Annotated in this window: 5 protein-coding genes; 3 read left to right on the top strand and 2 right to left on the bottom strand. The window is 71.1% G+C overall.

What is annotated here, in order from left to right; translation table 11 throughout:
• Window positions 1-53: 53 nt before the first annotated feature.
• Complete coding sequence (locus NVV99_RS16365) at window positions 54-18,821, top strand: non-ribosomal peptide synthetase (RefSeq protein ID WP_260782940.1); 18,768 nt, start codon at window positions 54-56, stop codon at window positions 18,819-18,821.
• Window positions 18,821-20,572: a polysaccharide biosynthesis tyrosine autokinase gene (locus tag NVV99_RS16370; RefSeq protein WP_260782941.1), complete on the top strand. Its 1,752-nt coding sequence runs from the start codon at window positions 18,821-18,823 to the stop codon at window positions 20,570-20,572. Before NVV99_RS16365 ends, NVV99_RS16370 begins: the two co-directional genes overlap by 1 nt.
• Here NVV99_RS16370 and NVV99_RS16375 read toward each other — a convergent pair.
• Window positions 20,543-21,058, bottom strand: a complete 516-nt coding sequence (locus tag NVV99_RS16375; RefSeq protein ID WP_024101937.1) for a low molecular weight phosphatase family protein — start codon at window positions 21,056-21,058, stop codon at window positions 20,543-20,545. The two genes, NVV99_RS16370 and NVV99_RS16375, sit on opposite strands and share 30 nt — an antisense overlap.
• A gap of 181 nt (window positions 21,059-21,239) precedes the next feature.
• Between NVV99_RS16375 and NVV99_RS16380 the strand changes: the two genes are divergently transcribed.
• Window positions 21,240-22,655 carry an Hsp70 family protein gene (locus tag NVV99_RS16380; RefSeq protein ID WP_041803446.1) on the top strand — a complete coding sequence of 472 codons (1,416 nt, stop codon included), beginning with the start codon at window positions 21,240-21,242 and terminating at the stop codon, window positions 22,653-22,655.
• A gap of 9 nt (window positions 22,656-22,664) precedes the next feature.
• Here NVV99_RS16380 and NVV99_RS16385 read toward each other — a convergent pair whose 3' ends face one another.
• Complete coding sequence (locus tag NVV99_RS16385) at window positions 22,665-23,948, bottom strand: YibE/F family protein (RefSeq protein ID WP_260782943.1); 1,284 nt, start codon at window positions 23,946-23,948, stop codon at window positions 22,665-22,667.
• Window positions 23,949-24,009: the final 61 nt, after the last annotated feature.

Raw genomic sequence — 24,009 nt, forward strand, 5'->3', positions numbered from 1 at the left:
GGGAGGATTCTGCACTCCTGCGTCCTGTATTTGTCGGGTGAGGCGAGGGGAGCGTGGTGCATCTATTTCCGCTGTCCCCGAGTCAGCGGGGCCTGTGGTTCGCGCAGCAGCTGAATCCCGACATACCGTTCACCACGGCTCAGTACGTCGAGTTCCATGGCGATCTCGACGTGGACCTTGCCCGAAATGCCTGTGAGCAAGCTGCGCGCGACGTCGAATCGGGCACATTGGTGCTGGTCGAACAGGACGGCAAGCCGTTCCAGAAGGTCGTCCCCGATATCGAGGACGCACCGCGTTATCTGGACCTGCGGTCCGAGAAGGACCCGGAAGCTGCAGCTCATCGCTGGATGACCGAGCAGTACACGAAGCCTCTCGACCTGCTGAGCGACCGGCTCATCGCCACCACGGTGCTGCGCATCGCGGACGACCGCTATTTCCTGTCGAGCTACGTCCACCACATCGCGCTCGACGGCCAGGGTGCGGTCAACATGCTCAACCGCGCCGCCGAGCTGTATTCGGCGTGGGTCTCCGGCTCCGAGGCGCCGCCGCTCAAGGCGATGCCGATCGCCGACATTCTCGATGTCGAGGCCGCCTATGTGGGCTCGAAGCGTCAGGACACCGACCGCCAGCACTGGCTCGAGCGCCTCGCCGACCTGCCCGAATCCGTGTCGTTCGTCGATCACGAAGCACCTCTCGGGGTGCCGGCACGTCGGGCGAACTCCGAACTCGACGCCGACACCGCGGCCGCGGTCTCGGCGCTCGCCCACGACGCGAACTCCACCGACGTGCCGATCGTCCTCGCGGCCTTCGGTGCGTTCCTCGCCCGGACCACGGGCGTGGTCGACGTCGTACTCAGCCTGCCCGTCTCCGCGCGCACCACCGCCGCGTTGCGTCGGTCCGCTGGCGTTCTCGCCAACGTCGTGCCGTTGCGCCTATGCGTGGATCCGGCAACCACACCCGTCGAGCTCATCCGCGACGTGCAGGTGGAACTGAGCAGCACCCTGCGCCACCAGCGGTATCGGTACGAAGACATGCTCGCGGATCTGCGCAGCCTCGGCCGCTCCCGCGACGAGGCGGCGAGCCCGTTCGGCCCCACCGTCAATCTGATGATGTTCCATCCCGAGATCGCGTTCGGAGAGGTGACGGGGGAGTACCACCACCAGTCCAGCGGCCCGATCGACGATCTCGCCGTCAACGTCTACCCGGGCGTCGCAGGCCGCACGATACGCGTCGACTTCGAGGCCAACCCCAATCTCTACAGCGACGAGCACCTGTCGTCGCTGCACAGCCGTTTCCGCGGATTCCTGAAGGAGTTCGTGCAGAACGCGGGCGTCGCGGTCGGCGATCTCGCCCTCGCCGACCCGGCCGAACTCGACGGCCTGGCTCCCGCCCGCGGACGCACCGCGCCCGAGCCGGAACTGCTGCCCGACGTCCTCACCCGCCACGCCGCGAGCGACACCGTCGCCGTCGTGGACGGAAACGACAGCATCACCTACCGCGAACTCGACGCTCGCTCCGGCGCGCTCGCTCATGCGCTGGTCACGGCGGGTGCGGGCCCCGAAGAGCGCGTTGCGGTGCTGCTGCCTCGCTCGATCGATTCGGTGGTCGCGCTGTGGGCCGTCGCCAAGACCGGCGCCGCCTACACCCCGCTCGACCCCGAACTTCCCGCCCGCCGCCTCGAGCAGGTGCTGCGCGACGTGCGGATCGCCGTCGCCCATGACCACCCGGCGCTGCCCGAGCACGTCACCCGCATCGCGCCGCCCACCGACGGCTCCGCTGAGACCTTCACGGCCGAGCATCGCCTGCGGCCGCTGCACGTCGACAACACGGCGTGGGTCATCCACACCTCCGGTTCCACCGGCACCCCGAAGGCGGTCGCGGTGGGCCACCGCGGTGTGTCCGCGCTCGTGTCGACGCTGCGCGATCGCTACCGGGCCGACGCGACATCGCGGGTGCTGCACCTCGCGTCGCCGTCCTTCGACGCGTCGCTTCAGGAACTGCTCCTCGCCTTCGACGCCGGCGCCACCCTGGTGATTTGCCCGCCCGACGCCGTCGGCGGACCGGCGCTGGCCACCTTGCTGCGCAGCGAATCCGTCACTCACGCGATCACCGCACCGGCGATCCTCGCTGTCACCCCCGACGACGGCTTGTCCGACCTGCAGGTTCTCGACGCCGGTGGCGAAGCACTGCCGCAGGCCGTGGCCGACCGCTGGTCCACCGGCCGCACGATGCTCAACGCCTACGGGCCCACCGAGACCACGATCCTCGCGACGCTCAGCGGCCCGCTGCAGCCCGGTGAGGGCGTTCCGATCGGCCGGCCGATCGACGGCATGACCGCCGTCGTCCTCGATTCCCGCCTGCATCCCGTGCCCGCCGGGGTGATCGGCGAGCTGTATCTCGGGGGACCGGGCGTCGCGCGCGGTTACCTCGGCGCCCCGGCCGTCACCGCAGAACGCTTCGTCGCCTCACCGTTCGGTGGGCGCATGTACCGTACGGGCGACCGCGCCCGCTGGACCACCGACGGTCACCTCGAATTCCTCGGCCGCGCCGACCAGCAGGTGAAGATCCGCGGCTACCGCATCGAACTCGGCGAGATCGAAGCCGCGCTCGTCGCCTTCGACGAGGTACAGGCCGCGACCGTCACAGTCCACGGCGAGCACATCGCCGCCTACGTCGTCGGCGACGTCGACCCCGCCGACCTCACCGTCCGCCTCGCCGACGAACTGCCCACCTATCTGCGTCCGTCGTCGATCACCGTGCTCGAGGCGCTGCCCCTCACGCCGGGCGGCAAGGTCGACCGGCGCGCGCTGCCCGCACCCGAGCGTGCTGTGGCCGTCGGATCGCGGCCGCCCAACGGCCCGAGCGAGAAGATCGTCGCCGAGCTGTTCGCCGAGCTCACCGGCATCGACGACATCGGAGCCGACGACGACTTCTTCGCGCTCGGCGGTCACTCGCTCGGCGCCGCACAGCTCGCCGCCCGTCTCGGTGCCGCGCTGGGCCGCGACGTGCAGTTGCGCGACGTGTTCGCTCACCCGACCGTCGCCCGACTGGCGGTCGCCGCGGCGAAGCGACCGGAATCGGAATCGCGACCCGTCGCCACCCCGAACACTGGACCGTCGCCGCTCGCTCCCGCGCAGCGCCGACTGTTCCTGCTCGCCCGCGCGCACGGCGACCCGGCCGCCTACCACCTGCCGTTCGCGCTGCACCTCGACGGCGCCCTCGACCTGCCGGCGCTGCAGGCCGCGGTGGTGGACGTCCTCGACCGGCACGAAACCCTCCGCACACTGTTTCGCCTCGAGCTCGACGGACCGGTGCAGGACGTACTGCCGCTCGAGCGTGCCGTCACCGGTCTCGCCCTGGAACCCGAAACGGCCGAGGGCGACGTCGAAGCGCTCATCACCGAGTGGGCGGCCGAACCGTTCGACCTCACCGCGCAGATCCCGTTCCGGATCCGCTTGCTGCGACTCGCCGACGACAAGCACGTGCTCGCCGTGGTCGCCCACCACATCGCGCTCGACGGTGCGTCGTTCGTGCCGCTCACTGCCGATGTCGCCACCGCCTACCTCGCCCGCGCGGCCGGGGAAGCGCCTGCGTGGACGCCGCTGCCGCTGCACTACCGGCACTACGCGCAGTGGCATCTCGATCGCCTCGGCGATCCTGCGGCGCCCGACACCCGGGCCGGTCGCGAGATCGACTACTGGACAAGCACACTCGACGGACTCGCCGACGCAGCGCCGCTGCCCACCGACCGCCCCCGCAACGGCGGCTTCGGTCCCGCTGCGGCCGTGGACTTCACGGTGCCCGCCGACCAGGTCGCGGACCTGCGGTCCGTCGCCGCCGCGCACGACGCCACCACCTTCATGGCCGTGCACGCCGCCGTCGCCGTGTGGCTGGCCGCCTGGACCTCCGGGCACGACATCGCCATCGGCACCGGAACGGCCGGTCGCGACCATCCCGACCTCGACGCGCTCGTCGGCATGTTCGTCGGCACCGTCACCCTGCGGACGAACGTCGACCCGGCACAGCCGTTCACGTCGCTGCTCGCACAGGCCCGCGACACCGACCTCGACGCCTTCGCGCACGCCACCGTGCCGTTCGACTACGTCGTCGACGCCCTCGGTTTCTCGCCCTTCCACGTGATGCTCGCGTACGACAACGTGGACGTGCCCGATCTCGAACTGCCCGGGCTGACGGTGCGGCCGCAGGAGATCGCCTCGTCACAAGCACGATTCGACGTCGAGATCTCGCTGCGCGAACTGCGCGATGGATCGCTCACCGGCCGCCTCGTCTACGACACGAAACTGTTCGACGACGACACCATCGCCCGCTGGGTGACCCGCCTGAGCGGAGTGCTCGAACAGGTCGCGCAGCATCCGTCGCTGCCCGTCGGTGACCTCGACCTCGGCACCCTCTCCGTCGAGCCGGCCGAACCCGGCCCGGAAGCGACCTTCGCCGAGGTCATCGACCGGTCGCCGGCCTGCGTGACCGAGCCCGGTGGTCAGGCCGTCGAGATCCGCACGGCGGCACGCCCGCTCGCGTGGACGCTGATCGAGCGGGGCATCGGGACGGAAGACCGTGTGGCCGTCGTGCTCTCGCGGTCGACGCGTTCGGTGCTCGCTGCCGCGGCCGTGGCGCTGAGCGGCGCGGCCTTCGTACCTGTCGACCCCAACCAGCCCGCCGCGCGCATCGCCCAGTTGCTCGACGCATCCGGCGCGCGGTACGCGATCGTCGACGGCGACGTCGCGCTGCCCGACGGGGTCGAGCCGATCGCCTTCACCGTCGAGGGTGAGACTCGCCCTATCGCCGACGCCGATCGCGTGCGGCCGCTGCACGTCGACAACACCGCCTACGTCGTCTACACCTCGGGCTCGACCGGTCGGCCCAAGGGCGTGGTGGTCTCGCATCGCGGACTCGGCCCGCTCGCACAGTCGTTCGTCGAACGCTTCGACCTGCCCACCATCTCGGACACCGAAACCGACGCACGGGTGCTGCACTTCGCCACCCCTGCCTTCGACGGCGCGGTGCTCGAATACGTCCTGGCGCTCACCTCCGGCGGCACGCTGGTGGTCGCGCCCGCCGACCTGTTCGGTGGCGACGAACTGGTGGAACTGCTTCGCACCGAAGGCATCACCCACTGGTTCTCGACGCCCTCGGTGCCCACACAGCTCGACCCCGCCGGACTCGACGTCCTGCGCACGATCGCGATCGGCGGCGAGGCGTGGCCGGTCGAGACCGCCGAACGCTGGGCACCCGGCCGCACCCTGCTCAACGTCTACGGACCCACCGAGACGACGGTGCTCGCCACGTCGAGCGAACCCTTCGCACCCGGCGACCGGCTCACCATCGGCACCGGCCTCGTCGGCGTCACCGCGGTGGTGCTCAGCGAACGCCTGCGGCCCGTGCCCGAGGGGGTGACCGGCGAGCTGTATCTCGGGGGGCAGGGCGTGGCCCGCGGGTACCTCGACGCCCCCGCGCTCACCGCCGACCGGTTCGTCGCGAACCCGTTCGGCACCGGGCGCCTGTACCGCACAGGCGATCTCGTGCGCTGGACGGGACACGATGACGACCGGGCCCTCGAATTCGTCGGTCGCAGCGACCACCAGGTCAAGATCCGCGGTTTCCGCATCGAACTCGGCGAGATCGACGCGACCCTGCAGACCCACCCGGGTATCGGCACCGCCGTGACCGTGGTGCGCGGCGACACCCTCGCCACCTACGTGCACAGCCGCAACGGCCGCCTCGACCCGCACGAGATCCGCGAATGGGCCGCCGAGCGTCTGCCCCGGCACATGGTGCCCGCGACCGTCACCGCGCTCGACGCGTTCCCGCTCACCAGCACCGGCAAGATCGACCGTGCCGCGTTGCCCGAGCCGGTGGTCACAGCGCCTCGCACCGACGGATACCGCAGCGCCACCGAAGAACTCGTCGCCGGTGTCGTCGCCGACCTGCTCGACCTGCCGAGCGTTGCCGGATCCGACGACTTCTTCGCCGTCGGCGGCAACTCGCTGCTCGCGACCCAGCTCGCCGCGCGCCTGCGGGGAGTCGCGGGTCGCCGGGTGGGTGTGCGCGACATCTTCGAGCACCCCACCGTCGCCGAACTCGCGAACCTGCTCGCCGAGGAATCCACCGGCGAGCATCTGCCGCTCGTACACATCGACGACGACAGCGACGCCCCGCTCGCACCCGCGCAGCAGCGCATGTGGCTGCTCAACCGGTTCGACGTGGCCGACGGTATCGACGGCGGCGACCACATCGCCTTCGCGCTCGATCTCGACGCCGACACCGACCTCGACTCCGTGCGTGCGGCCGCCGCCACCGTGCTGACCCGCCACGACTCGCTGCGCACGGTCTTTCCCGACAGCCCGTCCGGCCCGCGCCAGCACGTGCTGTCGTCGGTGACGCTCGACCTCGAGCCCGTCGACGCAGGCACCGATCTCGATGCGGAGCTGACCGACTTCGCCTGCGAGCGTTTCGATCTCACCGTCGACCCGCCGATCCGCACCCGGCTGTATCGGACGGACTCCGGCTACGTGCTCGCCGTGGTGATCGACCACATCGCCGCCGACGGCTTGTCGCTGCTGCCGCTCGGACGTGACGCCGTCGCCGCTTACCGTGCCCACCGCGACGGGGAGACGCCGGAGCTGCCGGAGCCGGCGGTCACCTACCGCGACTACGCGCGCTGGCACCGGGCCGTGCTCGGCGACGAGAACGATCCCGACAGCCTCGCGTCCCGTCAGCTCGCCTTCTGGAAGCAGACCCTCGACGATGCGTCGCCGCTGCTTGCGCTGCCCACCGACCGTCCCCGCAGCGCGGCGACCACCGGTACCGCGGGTCGCGCGAGTTTCACGATCCCCGCCGAACTGCACGCCGCGGTCGACAAGCTCGCCCGGGCCCACGACGTCACGCCGTTCATGGTGATGCACGCGGCCTTTGCGATCTTGCTGTCGGCGCTCGCCGCCACTGACGACGTCACCATCGGCACGCCCGTCTCCGGACGCAGCGACGCCGCGGTCGACGACGTGGTGGGCATGTTCGTCGGCACCGTGCCGCTGCGGTTGCGGGTGCATCCGCGCCGCACCTTCGCCGACCTGCTCGCCGACACCCGCCGCGCCGATCTCGACGCCTTCGCCCACGCCGATGTGCCGTTCGATCGCATCGTCGACGCGGTGGGGGCCGGCACCGACGCGCACCACCCGTTGTTCCAGGTCATTCTGGCGTACGAGTCGTTCTCGCTCGACGAGTTCACGCTGCCCGGCAGCTCCACGACGATCCGCGAGATCCCGGTGGGCACGGCCCGCGTCGACCTCGAACTGACCGTCCGCGAACGCCGTTCCGAGACCGGTGTGCCCGCCGGTTTGGAAACGGTCCTCACGTACGCGGACGAACTTTTGGATTCGCACACGATTGTGCAGTGGCAGTCGTGGTTCGTGCGTATCCTCGATGCCGTTACCGCCGACCCGGCTGTGTCGGTCGGCGGTATCGAGTTGGGCGACGCCGACCTCACCCCCGTCGGCGTCGCCCAACAACTTTCGGCAGAGTCGCTGCCCGAGCTGGTCGCGCAACGCGTGGCCGACGATCCGGCGGCCGTCGCCGTGGTGGGGGACGGGTACTCCCTCAGCTACGGCGCGCTGTGGTCGCGCTCGGGCGCGCTCGCCAAACTCCTCCGCGAACGCGGCGTCACCGCCGAGGACGTCGTCGCCGTCGCACTGCCGCGCACCCCCGGGCTCGTCGTCGCGATCCTCGCCGTCTCCCGCGCCGGTGGAATCTACCTGCCCGTCGACGTCACGCATCCCGCGACGCGCCTGCAGTCCCTGTTCGACGACGCGCAGCCCTCGCTGGTGGTCACCGACAGTGACTTCACCGACGTCCGCGTGCCGACGCTGCGACTCGACGACCCGGAGGTGGCCGGTCGCCTCGACGACGGCGCCCTGTTCGACTTCCCGCTCGTCGCGGATCTCGGCGCCTACATCGTCTACACCTCCGGCTCCACCGGAACCCCCAAGGGCGTGCAGGTGACGCACCGCAACGTGTTGTCGCTGCTCGCCGCGACCGTCGACGAATTCGGACTGCGCGCCGACGACGTGTGGACGCTGTTCCACTCGCCGGCCTTCGACTTCTCCGTCTGGGAGATGTGGGCACCGCTCGCCACCGGCGCTTCTGTGGTGGTGATCGACCACCTCACCGTGCGCGACCCCGCGCCCTTCGTGGACGTGCTCACGAGCAACCGGGTGACGGTGCTCAACCAGACCCCCACGGCCTTCCACCAGCTCGCCGCCACCGATCACGCGCCGCTCGAAGACCTGCGGCTGCTGATCTTCGGCGGCGAAGCCCTCGACCCCGCGCGGGTGCGCCCGTGGGCCGAGCGTCATCCGCATGTGCGGGCGGTCAACATGTTCGGCATCACCGAGACCACCGTGCACGTCACCTTCGGTGACGCCACCGCGACCGGCATCGGTGCGCCGCTGACCGGTCTCGCCGTGGATGTGCTCGACTCGTCGCTGCGACCCGCACTGCCCGGCGCGATCGGCGAACTGTACGTGCGCGGAGACCAACTCGCGCGCGGCTACCACGGACGTCCCGGCCAGACCGCGACGCGGTTCGTCGCCGCCCCCGGTGGCACCCGCCGCTACCGCACCGGCGACCTCGGCCGCCGCGACACCAGCGGTGCCCTGCACTATCTCGGTCGCGCCGACCAGCAGATCGAACTGCGCGGCTACCGCATCGAACCCGGCGAGATCGAAGCCGCCCTGCTGCGCAGCAAGGGCGTGCGCCAGGCCGTCGTGCTGCTGCGCGACGACCGCCTCGTCGCCTATCTCGTCGGAGGCAACGCCATCGACGCCCTGCGCGACCTGCGACGCAGCCTGCCCGACTACCTCGTCCCGTCGGCCGCTGTGGTTCTCGACGCGCTGCCGCTCACCGCCAACGGCAAACTCGACCGCGCCGCACTGCCCACCCCCGACGTCACGGCCGGTGGGGGTGCGGCACCGCACGGACCGGTCGAGGAACTCGTCGCGGACGTGTGTGCCGAACTGCTCGGCATCGCCCCCGGCACCCTCGGTGCCGACGACGACTTCTTCCATCTCGGCGGCAACTCGCTGCTCGCCACGCGCCTCGCCGGTCGCCTGTCGGACGTACTCGACGCCGACGTCACCGTGAGAGACATCTTCGAGAACCGGACCATTACAGCCCTAACTTCACACATAACCAGTGGAAGCGATAAGCCCTCTCGCCGTGCGCGTCTCGTCGCCGACCCCGACGCACCCGCCCCGTTGTCGGCGGCGCAGCAGCGCCTGTGGTTCATCAACCGCTTCGACCCGGCCTCCCCGAGCTACAACCTGCCCTTCGCGGTGCGGCTCGACGGGAACCTCGACGTCGACGCCCTCACCGCCGCCGTGGCCGACGTGCTCGAACGGCACCGCACGCTGCGCACCGTCTACCCGGCCGCCGACGAGTACACCGTGCTGCCCCCGGCACGCCCCGATCTCGACCCGGTGGCCGTGCCGGAGGACGCCCTCGACGAATTCGTCCGCGACTACGCCACCACCGGCTTCGACCTCACCGTCGAACCCCCGGCCCGCATGCGGCTCTACCGGACGGCACCCGACAGGCACGTGCTGCTCGTCGTCCTGCACCACATCGCAGCCGACGGCTGGTCGCTGACGCCGCTGCTGCGCGACATCGCCGTCGCCTACGACGCCCGCCTCACCGGCGCGACCCCCGAACTCCCGGCGCTGCCCGTCCAGTACACCGACTACGCGCGGTGGCAGCGCAGCGTCGCCGACGAACAGATCCCGTACTGGCTGGGCGAACTCGCCGACCTGCCCGACGAGGTGACCCTGCCCGGCGACCGGCCGCGCCCCACACAGCCCACCGGACACGGTGCTGCCCACACCGTCTCGCTCGACGCCGACCTAGTCCGAGGTTTGCACGAGCTGGCCCGTGAGGGTCGCGCGACGGTGTTCATGGTGCTGCACGCCGCACTCGCGGCGTTGCTCGCGCGGCACGGTGCCGGTCGCGACATCCCCATCGGCACCGCCGTCTCCGGTCGCGGCGACCCGCAGCTCGACGACGTCGTCGGCATGTTCGCCGGCACCCTCGTGCTGCGCACCGACGTCGACCCCGACGCCACCTTCACCGAGCTGCTCACGCAGGTGCACCGCCGCGACCTCGCCGCCTACGGCAACCCGGACGCACCGTTCGAGACGCTCGTCGAGAAGCTGCAGCCCGCCCGCAGGGAAGCGCGGCACCCGCTGTTCCAGGTGGCGCTGTCGCAGGCACGACCCGTCGCCTCGACCTTCGCGCTGCCCGATCTGAACGTCACCGCCGCGCCTGTCGACACCGAAACGGTCAACGTCGACGTGCAGGTCACCGTCACCGAGCAGCAGGACGGCATCGACCTCGAATTCTTCTACAGCACAGACCTGTACGACGCCGACACCGTCGCCGGCTACGCCGACCGCCTGCGAACGATCCTGAGCGCGGCCGTCGCCGATCCGGACGTGCGGGTCGGGGAGATCGACCTGCACGGCGACGCCGGCCTGCCCACTGTCGGCGCTGTGCCGGGCGCACCCCAGTCGCTGCGCCAGTGGCTCGCGCAGGGCGCGGCTGCCGGCGGCGAGGAACTCGCGATCGTCGACGACGACCGCGAACTGTCGTATCCCGAACTGCTCTACTATTCCGACGCTCTCGCCGCGCGCCTCCAGCTCGCCGGTGTGCGCCCGGGTGATCCGGTGGCGTGTGCCTACCCGCGCTCGCTCGAATCGGTGCTCGCGGTCTGGGGCATCATCGGCGCCGGCGCCGCACCGATGCTCGTCGACCCCACCGCCCCCACCGCGCGCCTGGCCGAGATGCTCGCCGACGTGCACGTGGGAGTCGGTGAAGCGCCGACACTTCCGGCGACCGTGCGGTGGCTCGAGGTGACCTCCGACGACGAGGAGCCGCTCGCCGACGTCGTCGATCCCGCACCCGACGCCCCCGCCTACTTCGTCTTCACCTCCGGCACCACCGGACACCCCAAGGCCGTCACCGTCACCCAGCGCGCCGCGAGCGCGTTCGCCGAGGACATCGGCGAATACCTCGCAGCCTTCCCGGGCGATCGCGTCCTGCACGTCGCGGCACCGTCGTTCGACGCCGCGATGCTCGAGATGCTCACCGCCGGCATCTCCGGCGCGACGCTCGTGGTGGCCGACGCCGACAGCTACGGTGGCGCTGCCCTCGGCGACCTGCTCGACAGTGCCGCGATCACCCACGCGGTGATGACGCCGTCGACGCTCGCGACCGTGCCGGTGCGCGACCTGCCGGCCCTGCGCACGCTCGTGCTCGGCGGTGACCGGCTCACTCGCGAGATCGTCGACCGCTGGGGAGACGGGCGCACCCTCGTCAACAGCTACGGCCCGGCCGAGGCCACGATGTTCGTCACCAACTCGCAGCCGCTGCGACCCGGCGACGACATCGTCATCGGCACTCCCGTCCGCGGAGTCACCGTCGAGGTTCTCGACGAGCGACTGCGTCCCGTGCCCGCCGGCGTGGTCGGCGAACTGTACGTCTCGGGACCGCGACTCGCGTCCGGCTACCGGGATGCCGCCGCGCGCACCGCGGCGCGGTTCATCGCCGGGCCCGACGGCCGCCGCTACCGCACCGGCGACCTCGTGCGCTGGACCCGCGCCGGTGCCCTCGAATTCGTCGGCCGCAGCGACAACCAGATCAAGCTGCGCGGCGTGCGCATCGAACCCGGCGAGATCGACACCGCTCTCACCGCTCTCGACGGCGTCGATCGGGCCGTGACCCTCGTGCGCAGCGGCCGCCTCATCTCCTACGTCACCGGTGAGAACCTCGACGACTCCGACCTGCGAGCCCAGCTGCGCACCCTCCTGCCCGCGCACCTCGTGCCCACCGCGATCGTGCCGCTGGCCGCGATCCCGCTCACCTCCCACGGCAAGGTCGACGCCGCCGCCCTGCCCGAACCTGCCGCCGGCGAAGGCAGCGAACCGCGCACCGAGACCGAAGCGCTCGTCGCCCGCATCATCGGCGACGTCCTCGGCGACGGCACCGCGGTGGGACGCACCAACGACTTCTTCGCGGTTGGCGGCAACTCGCTGCTCGCGACCGTCCTCGTCGGCCGCCTGCGCGACGAGACCGGCACCGACGTGCCGCTGCGCACCGTCTTCGCGAACCCCACCGTCGACGCGCTCGCCGCCGCCCTCGACGCCGGTGGTTTCGACACCGACGCCGGACCCGTTGCCGTGTCGCCGCGCCCGGAACGGATCCCGCTCAGCCGCGCCCAGCGTCGCCTGTGGGGACTGAGTTCGCTTGCCCCCGATGCCTACCGGCTGCGCAGCGAGGTCAACCTGAGCGGACCGCTCGACCTCGGTGCCCTGCAGGCCGCGCTCGGCGACGTCGCGCTGCGCCACGAGATCCTGCGCACCGACTACATCGTCGACGGCGACGGCGTGTACCAGCAGGTCCACGAAGCGCCGCGCAGCGACCGGTGGCGCGTGCGCCTCGAACGCACCGGCCCCGACCAGCACGTGCTGCACCTCGACGTCGACCATTCGATCGCCGACGGCACGTCCTTGCGGCCCCTGCTGCGCGACCTCACCATCGCGTATCTCGCCCGCGTGAACGGCGCGGCACCGCAGTGGGAACCGCTGCCGCTGCAGTACGCCGATTACGCCCTGTGGGAATCCGAACGCGGCATCCCCGAACGCGACCTCGAGCACTGGCGACGCGCCCTCGACGGACTCACCGTCACCGAACTGCCCGCCGACGCCACCGGAACCGACACCGGTGCGCGCAGCGTCGACTTCACCGTGCCCGCCGATGTACGCGACGCGCTCGCCGACCTCGCCCGCGCCCACGGCGCCACCGAGTTCATGGTGCTGCACGCCGCGCTGTCGGTACTGCTCGCGCGGCTCGGCAGCAGCGACGACATCGCCGTCGCCGCTGTGGTGGGCGGACGTCGCTGGGCGCAGCTCGAAGACCTTGTCGGCCCGTTCCTCGACACTCTCGTGCTGCGCGCCCGCGTGGCTCCGGACATGTCGTTCGCCGGACTGCTCGGCCAGGTCCGCGACTTCGACGTCGCCGCCTTCGACCACGTCGCGGTGCCCTACGAGCAGTTGCTGTCGGAGCGGCGGAGCGGCGCACCGCAGGTCGCGCTGGCGTTGCAGGACTTCGGCATCGACGCGATCAGCCTGGGAGAGCTCACCGTCGAGGCTCACGAAGTCCTCGACGACACACCGAAGTTCGATCTGCAGTTCACGCTGGCCCCGCGTCCCGACGGCTACACCGGCACGCTCGTGTTCGACGCCGCCCGCTTCGCCGGCCGCACCGCCGAACTGCTCGTCACCCGGTTCGTCGCGCTCCTCGGCAGTCTGGCGAGCGCACCCGACAGGACCATCGGTGAAGTGGCCGTCGATGTCCCGGCCGCCGCCCTCGACGGCGGCGAACCGGCCCCGGCACGCACCCTCGCCGAGATGCTGCGCGCCACCGCCGCCGCCCATCCCGACCGGGAAGCCCTGCGCGGCGACGGCGAATCGCTCACCTACCGCGAACTCGACGAGCAGTCCGACGCCCTCGCCGACGAGTTGCGTGCCGAGGGTGCGCGGGACGGGAAGATCGTGCGCATCGACGCACCGCGCAGCGTCGACTACATCCGCACCCTGTGGGCCATCACCAAGACCGGTGCGGCCTTCACACATTCGCGGCAGGCAGGGGAGACGTGCCTGCCCGGCACCGCCTACGTCGTGTCCACCTCCGGCTCCACCGGCACCCCGAAGCGGGTCGCGGTGACACACCGCGGACTTGCCCCGCTCGCCGCCGAAGTGGCCGAGCGTTACCGGGTCGAGCCCGGAGACCGCGTGCTGCACGACTATTCACCCGAGTTCGACGCCGCGCTGCTCGAACTGCTGCTCGCCCACACCACCGGCGCGACGCTCGTCGTCGCACCCCCGGACGTCTATGCCGGCCAGGACCTGCACCGCTACCTCGCCGAACAGCGCATCACCCACTACCTGTCGACCCCCACGGTGCTCGGCACCCTCGATCCCGAGGGACTGCCCGACCTGAAGGTCGTCGCCTCCGGAGGAGAATCCCTGTCGTCGTCGCTCGCCGCGCGCTGGGCCGACGGCCGCGTGATGCTCGACGCCTACGGACCGACCGAGGCCACGATCGTCGCGACCCTCGTCGACATCGAACCCGGCACCCGCCCGAGCATCGGCAGGCCCGTGCCCGGCACCGTCGCCCACGTGCTCGACGCGCGCCTGCGTCCCGTGCCCGCCGGAGGCGTCGGCGAGTTGTATCTCGCGGGTGAAGGCCTCGCCGCCGGATATCTCGACGACCCCGCCCGCACCGCCGAACGCTTCGTGGCCGCTCCCGGTGGTGCCCGCATGTACCGCACGGGCGACCGCGTCCACCGCCGCGTCGACGACACCCTCGGCTATCTCGGCCGCACCGACCGCCAGCTCAAGGTGCGCGGCGTGCGCATCGAACCCGGCGAACTCGAAGCCACGCTGCTCGCCCAGCCCGGTATCCGGCAGGCAGCGGTGGTCGCGGTGAGCGGCACGCTCGTCGCGTTCGCGGCCGGACCGGACCTGTCGGCCGACGACATCACCGCGCGACTCGCGCTCGTCGTGCCGCCGCACCGCATGCCGACCCGCGTGCACGCGCTCGACCAGCTGCCCCTCACGTCCAACGGCAAGCTCGACGTCGCCGCGCTCGAACTGCACGACGCCGCCGCACTCGACGACGACGCGGCCCTCGACCGGCCGCTCACCGATGCCGAAGATCTCGTCGTCACCGTCGCCGAGGACGTGCTCGGCGCCCGCCCGGCCGCGCACCGCGGGTTCTTCACCGCCGGCGGCGATTCGCTCTCGGCCGTCGTCTTCGCCGCGCGACTGAGCGAGGCGTTCGGCACCGACGTGCCGGTGCGCGAGGTGCTCGCCGCCCCCACGCTCGCCGCGCTCGCCGCCCGCATCGAATCCGGCGACGACCAGCGCGTCACGCTGCGGCCCTACGACGATGACACCCCGGCACCGATCGCACCCGCGCAGCGCCGCCTCGGCATCGTCGCGCGGGCCGAGACCGGCACCGCCGGCTATCTCGTGCCGGTCGTGCTCACGCTGAGCGGCGACCTCGACGTCGACGCCCTCACCGCCGCGGTGAGCGATGTCGTCGACCGTCATCGCGTGCTGCGCACCGCCTTCACCGACGACGTGCAGGTGCCCGTCGACCCGCCGGTGCTCGAACACTCCGCTCCGGAGGACGTCGCCGCGGCCGTGACCGCCACGATCACCACACCCTTCGACATCACGACGCAGGCCCCGATGCAGATCCGGTTGTTCGACGTCGAACCCGGCCGCTGGGTGCTCGCTGCCGCCGTGCACCACATCGCGTTCGACGGTGCGTCCGTCGGTCCGCTGCTCACCGATCTCGCCGTCGCCTACGCCGCGCGTCGCGGGGGAGAAGCACCGGTCTTCGAGTCGCTGCCCGTCACCTACGGCGACTACGCGCGCTGGCAGCACGAACTGCTCGGCGACGCCGCCGACCCGAGTTCGCTCGCCGCCCGCCAACTCGACTACTGGGCAACCACACTCGCCGGCCTGCCCGACAGCCCGCTGCCGCTGCCCGCCGACCGGCCGCGCCCCGCGCAGCCGACCCACCGTGGCGCGCAGATCGTCTCCACGCTCGACGCCGAGACCCACCGACGCCTCCGGGATGTCGCGCGCAGCCACGACGTCACCGTGTTCATGCTCGTCCACGCGGTGCTCGCCGCGATGCTCGCGCGTCGCAGCGGACGCACCGACATCGCCGTGGGCACGGCGATCGCGGGTCGCACGGATGCCCGCCTCGACCGGCTCGTCGGCATGTTCGTCGGCACCGTCGTGCTGCGCACCGCCGTCGACCCGTCGCGGCCGTTCACCGACCTGCTGCGCGACGTGCGGGCCACCGATCTCGGTGCGCTCGCGCACGCCGACGTGCCGTTCGACGAGGTCGTCGCCCGTCTCGCGCCGCGCCGCGACCCGTCGTACAGCCCGCTCTTCCAGGTGCTGCTCACGCACCGCGTCGAGGCCGGCGAGGTGCTGCCGCAACTGCCGGATGTGCAGATCGCCGAGACCGACGCCGGGGAACCGGCCGCGCAGTTCGACGTGGTCGTCGAACTCGTCGAGCGCGAGGCCGGACTCGACCTGCGCCTGGTCTATGCGACGGATCTGTTCGACGACACCACCGGCGACGCGATGCTCACCGACCTCGTCGCGATGCTCGCCGCCGCCCTCGCCGAACCCGACCGTGCCGTCGGCGATCTCGCCGTGCCGGTGCCCGCACCGCTGTCGGCTCCCGCCGTCGCACAGCGCACCCTGCCCGAGATCTTCGCGACCGCCGTCGAGCAGCATCGCGGACGCATCGCGGTGCGCTCCGGCACCGTCGCCTGGACGTACGGCGGACTCGACGCCCGCGCCGACGAGATCGCCTCCGTGCTCGCCTCCCACGGCGTGCGACGCGGCGACCTCGTCGCGATCGCCGTGCCGCGCAGCGAGTACTGGCCGCTCGCCGTCTGGGCGATCACGAAACTCGGTGCGGCATGGGTGTCCGTCGACCTCACCCAGCCCGACGCGCGCAGCGCCGCGATCCTCGCCGACTCCGGTGCTCGCATCGGCCTGACCGTCGGCTACCGCGAACTCGGCCACGTGACGTGGCTCGACCTCACCGCCGACCGCAGCATCGACTTCGACGCCGTCGAACCCCCGCGTCCCGCAGTGACATCCGGCGACCTCGCCTACACGATCTACACGTCCGGCACCACAGGCACACCGAAGGGCGTCGACGTCACCCACCGTGGGCTCGCGGCGCTGCTCGACGTGCAGACCGCCCTGCTCGACCTCGGTCCGGAATCACGCGTGCTGCAGGTCGCCTCGCACACCTTCGACGCCGCGGTCTTCGAACTGCTCTCCGCGCACGCACACGGCGGTGCCCTCGTGATCGCCCCCGACCACACCTTCGCCGGGGAACCCCTGCAGGAGCTGATCGTCGACGAGCGCGTCACGCACCTCAACCTCACGCCCACCGTGCTCGGCACCCTCGACCCCGAGGCATTCGAGCCGACGACGATCGTCGCCGCGGGTGAGACCCTGCCCGGTGCGCTGGTGGGCCGCTGGTCGCGGCACCGGATCGTCAACGGCTACGGACCCACCGAATTCACCGTCGCCGTCTCGTATTCCGCGCCGCTCACCGGCGACGAGAAGCCGAGCATCGGCACGCCTGTCGCGGGAGCCACCGCCTACGTGCTCGACTCGCGCCTGCATCCCGTGCCGCGCGGCACCGTCGGCGAGCTCTACGTGACCGGTGACAGCATCGCCCGCGGTTACCGCTACGAATCAGGTCTCACCGCAACACGATTCGTCGCGAACCCGTTCGGCGACGGCGGGTCGCGGCTGTACCGCACGGGCGACCTGGTTCGGATCCTGCCGAACGGGGTACTGGATCACGTGGCCCGCATCGACGACCAGGTGAAGATCCACGGCGTCCGCATCGAACCCGCCGAGGTCGACGCGGCGCTGCTGAACCGTCCGGGAGTCGCGGCGGCCGTGACCGTTCCGCATCCCGGACGTGACGGCGACACCGTGCTCGTCTCCTATATCCAGCCCGAGACCGGCACCGCACCCGACACGGCAGCATTGCGTCGCGCGCTCGTCGCCGACCTGCCGCGTCACCTGCGGCCGGTGAGCATCACCGTCGTCGACGCACTGCCGCTGATGGCATCCGGCAAGGTCGACCGCGCGGCGCTGCCCGCCCCCGACACCGCCGTCGACGAACCATATGTGGCGCCGCAGGGACACATCGCGCAGACCGTCGCCGCGGTGTTCGCCCGCCACCTCGACCGGCCGGTCGACGAGATCTCTGCTGACCGAAGCTTCTTCGACCTCGGTGGCAGTTCCATCGCGGCCGTCACCGTCGCCGGTGAACTGCGCGACGAGCTCGGCGCCGACGTTCCCGTCGAGTGGCTGTTCACCAGCCCGGATCTCGCGTCGCTCGCCGGTCGCATCGACCACGGCCGCAGTAATGACGAACGCGACCCGCTCGGCAGCCTCGTCGAGATCGCCGGTCGCGGTGACGAGAAGCCGCCGTTGTTCTGCGTGCACCCCATCAGCGGACTCGCATGGATGTACGCCGGTTTCGCGCAGCATCTCGACGGCCGTACCCTCTACGGTCTCCAGGCAACGGGCTTCGACGACATTCCGGACAGCATCGGCGAACTCGCCGCGCGGTATGTGGCCGAAATCCGTAAGGTGAGGGCCGATGGTCCCTACCACCTGCTGGGCTGGTCGGTGGGCGGCACCATCGCACACGAGATGGCCGTGCAGCTCCGCGAGCACGGAGAGCAGGTCGGTGCGGTAGTGCTGCTCGACACGCTCACGCCCGAGACTGTGCCTGCCGAGCCCCACCCGACGGCAGAGAACGTACCCGACATCGCCGGGCTGCCCGAAGAACTCGTCGCCGAGGTCCGGCGCCGCACCGACGCCGCCGCGCAGGCCGTCGAAGACGCGGTGCGCCGACACACCCTCAGCGAATACGACGGCGACATCGACCTGGTGGTCGCCGAATCCGATCTCGACCGGCACCCAGATATCGCCGCCACCTGGCAGCGATATGTGCGCGGTCTCGTCGTCGAACATCCGGTGCCGTTCACGCACTCGGAACTGGCCGATCCGGACGCGGTGCGTGCGATCGGCCCGGTGCTCGACAGCGTGCTCGAGCGCCACGACGACCCCCACACCGCGCCCGCCGGGTGCGCACGCAGTGTTACCGCAACGAGGGAGACGCCCTGATGGAAGTACATGATTACCTGCGAATTCTGCAGGCGAGGTGGAAGATCGTCGCCGTCACGACGGTGGTGGCGGTTCTTGCCGCCCTCGGCGCCTCCCTGCTGACCACGCCGCAGTACGAAGCCAAGACACGCCTGTTCGTGTCGACCTCGTCGGGCGCATCGGTGCAGGAGATCTATCAGGGCAACCTGTTCTCGCAGCAGCGAGTCACCTCCTACACCGAACTGCTCGAGGGCACCACCCTCGCGCAGCGCACCCTCGACAAGCTCGGTCTCGGCGAGATGTCGGCCGTCGATCTCGCCGGCAAGGTGACCGCCTCGTCGACCCCCGACACGGTGCTCATCGACACCGCCGTCACCGACGAGTCGCCCGAGCGTGCCCGCGACCTCGCCAACGCACTGTCGGACGAGTTCGTCGTCATGGCACGCGAACTGGAGACCCCCGAGGACGGCGGCCCGCCCACGGCCCGCGTGGTGGTCGAGCAGTACGCGGCCACGCCGTCGGCGCCGGTGACGCCGAAGACCACACGGAACGTCGCGCTGGGTCTGGCCGTCGGTGTGCTGCTCGGCATCGCCCTCGCGGTGCTGCGCGACCGCCTCGACAACACCATCAAGGACCGCAACGCCGTCGAGGAGCTCGCCGGCACCGGTGTGGTGGGTGTGATCCCGCTCGACAAGGCCCGGCAGGAGGAGCCGGCGATCGTGTTCGCGGACGCCAACAGCGGCGACGCCGAGGCCTACCGCGAGATGCGGACCAACCTGCAGTTCCTCGAGGTCGACAACCCGCCGCGCGCGATCGTTATCACCAGTTCCCTGCCCGGCGAGGGCAAGACCACCACGGCCGTCAACCTGGCCCTGGTGCTCGCCGAGGCCGGCCACTCCGTGGTGCTCGTCGAAGCCGACCTGCGCCGCCCGCGTGTGACCAAGTACCTCGGCACGCTCGGCGACGCCGGCCTGTCGAACGTGCTCGCACACACGGCTGCACTCGAGGACGTGCTCCAGCCGACGCGCTTCGACGGCATGTGGGTGCTCGCCGCCGGCGGTCTGCCGCCCAACCCGTCCGAGCTGCTCGGTTCCGCGCATGCGCGGGAGGTCATCGAGGACCTGCGGTCGCGCTTCGACTACGTCATCATCGACGCGCCGCCGCTGCTGCCCGTCACCGACGCGGCGATCCTCACGAACATCGCCGACGGTGCGCTGCTCATCGCGCGTTACGGCAAGACCACCCGCGAGCAGTTCGCGCGGGCCGTCGGCAACCTGCGGGCGGTCAACGCGCCCGTGCTGGGCACGATCCTGGCGCTGACCCCGACCAAGGGACGCGGCACGGCCTACGAATACCGCTACTACTACAGCTCCGACAAGGACGGTGCTGCTCCGGCAGCCGCCCAGACGAGCACGCCGGCGACGCAGCGTGTCGGAGCGCCGGCACCGACCGCACCGGCCGCCCAGCCGGCTGCGCAGGCTCAGACGACCGCGTCGGCACCCGTCGAGGGACCGGCCCGGCCGCAGAACGGTCAGCATCATGTCGAGCCGCCGGCCACGCAGGCCCACCCGGCGCCGAGCAACGACGCCTACCACTACCGCGCTGCGGAGCAGTTCCCGCCGGCGCCGCAGCCGGCATCGGAGCGATACGGCAGCGAGCCCTACCAGGCGCCGCAGGCGTACTCCGCCGCCGAGCCGCTGTCGCGACCCGTGGTGCACGCACCGCGACGCCCGGTGAACGACTCAGGCTCGGAGAGCGGCGAGGAGAGGTAGCAACAGATCGGCGATCTCGGATCCGACCGTGACGAACGTCTCCTCGTCACGGCCGATCGGGTCGACGATGTCCTCCGGCCCGGGTGCAGACATCTGCGCCCGGGCCGTCGTCAGTTCTGCGATGGTCCGCGCACCGGTGGCGTTCTGCAGCCGGGCGGCCTCGCGCAGCGTGAACGTCACCCGCATCCTGCGCGGTGCGAGCTGGATGACCTTGGCGCGGTGCCGCTCGCTCATCGTGATGATCATGTCGGAGTCCTCCGCGATCGGCGGGGTGATCCGACGCGCAGCGAATCCGTCCGGATCGCCTCCGAGCTGCTGCAACACGAGTGCCGCGGTGGGTTCCATGCCGTAACCGACCATCGCCCGGGTGCCGGCGCTGTGCGCCGAAAGGTCCTCGCGACCGGCCTCGGCCGCGTATGCGGTGGTCAACCTCTCTGCGGTGGGTGATCGGCAGATGTTTCCGGTACACACATAGAGAATCCGCATTCGGCGATCCTATGGGAGACGCTATCCAGGCGCTCAGGAGCCATCTCCGGGGTGCTCGGTCCCGGCGTACGTCATACGAACGGCCCTCGTGACCCGCCGGTAACGTTCTGTACCATCGTCGGTGATTTCGGGCGCCGGGGGAAGCTGACGCGGCTGGCGCATCCAACGTCGAAGGCGGCTGATGAGTTCTATTCTCGGTGTGACCGTGGGGGAGAGCGCCGTTCGGGTGGTGCGGCCGGTGGATCGAACGACCCCGACGGCGGGGTTCCAGTTCCAGGTGGTCGAAACCGGTAAGGACGATCCGGCGCGGCTGGCGGCAGGCACCCTCGGGGTGCTCTTCCAGACCGGTGTGGCGGGCGATCCGATCGAGCGGGTGGGACTGGTGTATCGCGACCAGGCCCAGGGCGAGCGCCTGCGCGCGGCAATGGCCGTCGAGCACATCGACCGTTACCTGCTCGTCTCCGAACCCGAAGCCGCCGTCACCTATCTGCAGGCCACCGGCGAGCTCGGCAGCAACACCGCCGTCTTCTACGACCTCGGCGACGCCGGGCTCACCGTCACCGTCGTCGACCTCGTCTCCCGCGAGGTGCTCGCCGAACGCACCGACAGCATCGGCGGCCGCGTCTTCGACAACGTGATCCGCGACCACCAGCTCGACACCAACGGTGTGTGGCGCCCCGACGACCCCGCCACCGACGACGAATTGTCGGCCCAGTGCCGCGAGGCCAAGGAGAAGCTCTCGCAGAGCGAGACCGTGGCCGTGCCGGGCGCGGCAGGGGTCGTGCTCATGTCGCGCGAGACCTTCGATCCGCTCATCGCGCAGTGCGTCGAGTCGTCGGCGCAATTCGTGCACCAGGTGATCTCCCGTGCCGGTCGCAACCCCGAGGCCGTGGTCCTGCTCGGCGGCGGCGCGCACATCCCGCTCGTGCAGGAGGTGCTGCGCTCCTGGCTCGGCCTGCCCCTGGTGGTGCCGCACGAGCCCGAACTCGTCCTCGCCAAGGGCGGGGCCCTGGCCGCCGCGCAACCGGCCACCTCGCAACCGGTGAGCACCCTCACGCGCATCGTGCCGGGTCAGCCCCCGTCGACGAGCGCCGACACCGAGCAGATCCCGGTCGTCGCCGCCGCGGCCGCTGCGCCCACGGCTGCCGCCACCGGTGCGGAGTCCGCCGACGCGAAGAAGCCGTGGTGGTCGTCGCTGGCCGGTCGCGGTCCGTCGGTCAGCGGCAGGCAGATCTCCGGCGCCGGGATCGCGGGCACGGCTCTCGCGGTCGTCGCGGTCATCGGCGTGGCGCTGAGCACCGGCTTCACGAGTTCGTCGACCGACGAGACGAGCCCCACCCAGTCGTACATCCCGACGACCACCAACCCGCCGCGGCAGAACCCCGCGCCGGCGGTAGCGCCCACGCAGGTCACCACGACCACCACGGTCGAGCAGGAGCCGGCTCCGACCACCCATTCACCGCGCCCGGTTCCGCCGGCCCCCGAACCTCCGCCCGCTCCGCCTCCGACCATCCCGGGGCTGGGAGTGCCGGTCCCGACGCTGCCGCCGCTGCCGACGATCGAGCTGCCGCCGCTGCCGCAGATCCGGCTTCCCTGAGTCACCCGCTCACGCGCGTCGCGCGTGCCGGCCACCCGTCTGCTGTCCGGGGGCGTCCGTACGCGCGAGCACGGCGGCGATCGCCGTGGTGAGCGGCACCGACAACGTGAGCGCGATGCCGCCGACGCATGCGCGGACCAGCTCGATCGCCACGGCGTCGCTCGTGATCACATCGGTGATCGACCGCCCGGCCACCGAGAACAGCAGCAGGAGAGGCAGCGCGCCGCCCGCGTAGGCGAGGACGAGCGTGTAGACGGTGCTGGCGATGTGGTCGCGGCCCACGCGCATCGCCGCCGAGAAGATCTCACGACGTGACGACTCGGGATCGAGCCCGGCGAGTTCGAAGGCCGACGCCGCCTGCGTGATGGTGACGTCGTTGAGCACACCGAGCGAGCCGATGATGAATCCCGCCAGCAGTAGGCCCGAAATCGACACGTGCCCGATGTACAGCTGCACGTCGGTGTTCTGTTCCTCCGACAGACCGGTCAGATGTGTCATGCGGATCGCGACGTAGGACAGCAGGGCCGCGACGACCATCGAGGCGAGCGTGCCGAGCAGCGCCGAACTGGTCCTCAGATTCACACCGTGCGCCAGATACAGCACCGCGTAGAGGATCAGTGCACCGCCGACCAGTGCGACCGGCACGGCGGGTTTGCCGTCCAGGAGCGCCGGGAGCATGAACACCACCAGCACACCGAACGCGACCACCAGGCCGATCAGGGCCCGCAGACCGCGCCAGCGGGCGATGGCGACCACCACGACAGCGAACACCGCGACCACCAGCGCGAGCGGGAAGCCGCGGGCGTAGTCGTAGAAGGAGTACTGGGTGGCGCCCGCCGGATCGGTCTGGCGGACGAGACGGATCTCGTCGCCGGCCTGTAGTTCGGGCTGACCCGGGCCGGGGATCACCTCGAGGAGGGTCCGGGCACCGTCGTCGGGACCGGATTCGATGGCGACGATGCTGCGTTCGCAGTCGAAGGCGTTGCTCGAGGGAGGGGACGGCTCACCGGTGAAGACGCGCCCGAAGGACGCGCTGCCGCACGGGCCGGTGTTCTGCTCGACGACCGTTCCGGCTTCGGTGACGACCGCGCCGCCGCTACTCGTCTGAAAGGGGGCGGGGATGTCCACGGCACGGCTGCTCGGCCATAACAGGGCGGTGCCGAAGAGCACCAGGAGACCGATCGCAGCCAGCAGGCCGACCACGATCTTCGCGGCGATGGGTCCGAGTGGGATGGGACTTTCGTCCTGCCCGTGGCCGTGTCCGTGGCCGACATGGCCGTGTCCGTGATTCACCCGGACAGGCTAGCCAAGAGGCGAGATGGTTGGGGCTGGTGGTGGCGGGGAGCAGGGGGGT

The sequence above is a fragment of the Rhodococcus sp. PAE-6 genome, from assembly GCF_025290685.1.
Taxonomy (GTDB): Bacteria; Actinomycetota; Actinomycetes; order Mycobacteriales; family Mycobacteriaceae; genus Rhodococcus; species Rhodococcus pyridinivorans.

Excerpts from the sequence above, each read along its gene's own strand:
- NVV99_RS16370 (WP_260782941.1), top strand. The coding sequence starts at position 18,821 with ATGGAAGTACATGATTACCTGCGAATTCTGCAGGCGAGGTGGAAGATC.
- NVV99_RS16375 (WP_024101937.1), bottom strand. The coding sequence starts at position 21,058 with ATGCGGATTCTCTATGTGTGTACCGGAAACATCTGCCGATCACCCACC.
- NVV99_RS16380 (WP_041803446.1), top strand. The coding sequence starts at position 21,240 with ATGAGTTCTATTCTCGGTGTGACCGTGGGGGAGAGCGCCGTTCGGGTG.